Below are 3,617 nucleotides of genomic sequence, written 5' to 3'. Positions count from 1 at the left end.
CCGAAAAAGATGGAAGACTGGGATATCGAACGCATCATCAAGGATTATGCCGATGCGGCCGAACGCATGAAGGCAGGCGGTATGGACGGGATCGAGCTTCAGGCCTATGGCCATTTGATGGATCAGTTCTGGTCGCCGCTGACCAACGAACTTGATGGTCCTTATGGTGGCAGCATCGATAACCGTTTGCGCTTTACGTTTGATGTTCTGACCGAAATTCGCAAGCGGGTTGGGCCAGATTTCATTGTTGGTGTGCGTTATACCGGTGATGAAGACCTTGAGGGTGGCTTGACCAAGGAAGATGGTCTGTCGATTTCCAAGCGTCTTAAAGACAGTGGCATGGTCGATTTCCTCAATGTCATTCGCGGGCATATTGATACCGATGCCGGTCTGACCGATGTGATCCCGATTCAGGGCATGGCGAACTCGCCGCATCTGGATTTCGCCGGTGAAATTCGTGCCGCCACAGATTTCCCGACATTCCATGCTGCCAAAATCCCGGACGTTGCAACCGCACGCCATGCGATTGCATCGGGCAAGGTCGATATGGTTGGCATGACCCGCGCGCACATCACCGATCCGCATATTGTCCGCAAGATTATTGAAAAGCGCGAAGATGAAATCCGCCCGTGCGTCGGGGCCAACTATTGCCTAGATCGCATTTATCAGGGCGGGTCGGCCTATTGCATCCATAACGCCGCCACCGGGCGTGAGCTTTCGATGCCCCAAATCATCGAGGCGGCTGATACCCGCAAGAAGGTCGTGATTGTCGGATCCGGCCCGGCGGGCATGGAAGCCGCCCGTGTTGCTGGCGAACGTGGTCATGAAGTTGTTGTCTATGAAGCCGCCCCAAATCCGGGCGGGCAGATCCGCCTGACCGCACAGAACGAACGCCGCCGCGAAATGATCAGCATCATTGAATGGCGCATGGCCGAGTGCACCCGACTTGGCGTGAGTTTTCATTTCAATACATGGGCCGAGGCCGACACGATTACGGCCGAAAATCCTGACGTGGTGATCATCGCCACCGGCGGCATGCCCGATACCGAAGTCCTGTCAAAGGGCAATGATCTGGTCGTGTCGACCTGGGATATCATTTCGGGTGACGTCAAACCGGGCACCAATGTTCTGGTTTATGACGATGCCGGGGATCATGCCGGTTTACAGGCAGCCGAACTGATTGCCAAATCAGGGGCCAAAGTCGAAATCATGACCCCGGATCGGTCATTCGCGCCCGAAGTCATGGCGATGAACCTTGTGCCCTATATGCGCAGCATGCAGAAGCTTGATACCACCTTTACGGTGACCTATCGCCTTGAGGCGGTGGAAAAACAGGGCAACCAACTCATCGCGTATGTTGGCAGTGATTATGGCGGGGTTGCCAAGCAACGCATCGTTGATCAGATCGTGGTCAACCACGGCACCATTCCGCTTGATGACATCTATTTTGATCTCAAGCCGGGCTCATCGAACCATGGTGAAATGTCGCATGACGACCTTTTGGCCGGAAAACCGCAATCGGTCGTGCGCAACCCCGACGGTGCCTATCAGCTGTTCCGGATCGGGGATGCGGTATCGGCACGCAACACCCATGCGGCGATCTATGATGCATTGCGTTTGTTAAAAGACGTCTGATGTGTGCGGCAAGCGTGGCGATGTGTCGCGCTTGCCATTTGCCTTCCTGTCAGGCGGCATCAATCAGCCAGTCGACAAATATACGGGCCTTTTCGGATGCGCGCGGGTGGACGCGTAGATAAAATCCCATCGGCGAGGGGATTTCGTCAGGCACAAGTTTGATCAGGCGTCCGTCTTCCAGCAGAGGCCCAACCAGTTCGTCCCAGCCAAGCACCGCACCGACGTCATCCTGCGCGGCCTGTAATGCAATCGTGTAATTGTTGAGCTTAAAGCTGCGGCCCTTTGGTGCCGGGCGTCCCAATGCGCGGAACCAGTCGGTCCATGTTGTCCAGTCGGTTTCCTCGTTATGCAGATGGATCAGGGGGGCACGCAAAAGATCATCAATGGTTTTGATGTTTTGTTCTGCGTTGAACGCCGGTGTGCCGATGGCGGCCACGCGATCCTGAAACAGTTTGTAGTATCCGTCCGCCCCGTCATCGGGGTTGCTGTAATGGATGCTAAGATCGCAATACCCAGTCATGCCCGGTACATCCGAGACAATTTGCGACACCGTGATATTGGGATGAATTTTCCAGAAGGCGGCAATTTTTGGCGTAAGCCAAAGTGAACTGACGGCTGTTGTCGTCCGGATTGTGACATCAACCGTTTCGGGTTGATCGCGCAACTGAATGACCGTGTCGGAGATGGTTTCAAAGCCCCGTTGCAGGGCAACGAGAAGGAAAGCGCCTTTCTCGGTCAGCTCCACCCCGCGATTGCGGCGAATGAAAAGGGCGCTGCCAATATCGGCCTCAAGCGCCTTGATCTGGTGGCTTACAGCCGCAGGTGTCACGTTCAATTCTGCCGCCGCATCCTTGAAGCTCATATTGCGACCAGCGGCCTCAAAGCAGATCAGGGCATTTATCGAAGACAGATCATATGGGCGGGCCAACGGCCTCTCCTGAAAACAGAGTAGAGTAACTTGGGTAAGTTTTTCAGATTAGGTGAGCTAAACCAAGATGAAAATTAATGCCGTTGTAAATCGTGGCATGAAGTTCACACTTTTGGTTGCTTCCAACCATCAAGAAACGGATTTCCGCCATGCCCGTTATGCCGCATTCAGTTCAAGAGCTTTTGGCGCGTCGCGTTCCCGGATATTCCCTGGAACAGCCGTTCTATACGGATCAATCAATCTTTGAACTCGACCTTGAAAACATTCATTACAAGGAATGGCTGTTTGCGACCCCGGCATGCGAGATCCCGAAGGCGGGTGATTACGTCATTTATGAAGTCGGTGCCTATTCGGTTGTGATCGTGCGCGGCAATGATCAGGTCGTGCGAGCATTTCACAATTCATGCCGCCATCGCGGGTCGGTTCTGTGCAAAACCAAAAAGGGCCGGAATCCAAGGCTGGTTTGCCCGTATCATCAGTGGACCTATGACCTTGATGGCAAGTTGCTTTGGGCGCGTGATATGGGGCCGGATTTTGACAGTTCTAAATTCGGATTAAGTCCGGTTCATTGCCGGGTGATCCACGGATTGGTTTATATTTGTCTGGCTGAAAATGCGCCGGATATTGAACCGTTTGCCAAGGCCGCAGAACAATACCTTGCGCCGCACGATCTGGAAAATTCCAAGGTCGCGTTTGAAAGCACGATTATCGAAAAGGCCAACTGGAAGCTGGTCTGGGAGAATAATCGGGAATGCTATCACTGCGGGGGCAACCACCCATCCCTGTGCCGGACCTTCCCGGAAGATGCGCGTGCGATCGGCAGTACGTCCGATGGTGTTGTGGCCAGTGTGCTTGATGATCATGTGGCCCGCTGCGAGGCGGTCGGCGCGCCGTCTGCCTATCAGATGGCCGATAGTGGTGAATGGCGTCTGGTGCGTGTGCCGCTTTTGGGGGAAGCCGAAAGCTACACGCTTGATACCAAGGCGGCTGTCAGCCTGCCGAACTCCAACATCCCGTTCAAAAATGCCGGATCGCTTTTGAAGTTCCATTATCC

At 54.3% G+C, this 3,617-nt stretch carries 3 protein-coding genes; 2 read left to right on the top strand and 1 reads right to left on the bottom strand.

The window, feature by feature from the left end; translation table 11 throughout:
* A partial coding sequence (locus B3Z49_RS06735) for an FAD-dependent oxidoreductase (protein WP_296989212.1) occupies positions 1-1,635 on the top strand: 1,635 nt, incomplete at its 5' end.
* 49 nt (positions 1,636-1,684) lie between these two features.
* On the opposite strand, the gene B3Z49_RS06730 is transcribed toward B3Z49_RS06735, so the two are convergent.
* Complete coding sequence (locus tag B3Z49_RS06730) at positions 1,685-2,563, bottom strand: LysR substrate-binding domain-containing protein (RefSeq protein ID WP_296989211.1); 879 nt, start codon at positions 2,561-2,563, stop codon at positions 1,685-1,687.
* Between the two features lie 149 nt (positions 2,564-2,712).
* Between B3Z49_RS06730 and B3Z49_RS06725 the strand changes: the two genes are divergently transcribed.
* Positions 2,713-3,617, top strand: a 905-nt coding sequence (locus B3Z49_RS06725; protein WP_296989208.1) for an aromatic ring-hydroxylating oxygenase subunit alpha, incomplete at its 3' end; no start/stop codon positions are given.

The organism is Thalassospira sp. UBA1131, assembly GCF_002311515.1.
Classification (GTDB): Bacteria; Pseudomonadota; Alphaproteobacteria; order Rhodospirillales; family Thalassospiraceae; genus Thalassospira.
The sequence above is the reverse complement of the archived record's forward strand: the minus strand, read 5'-3'. Positions and strand labels throughout refer to the sequence as shown.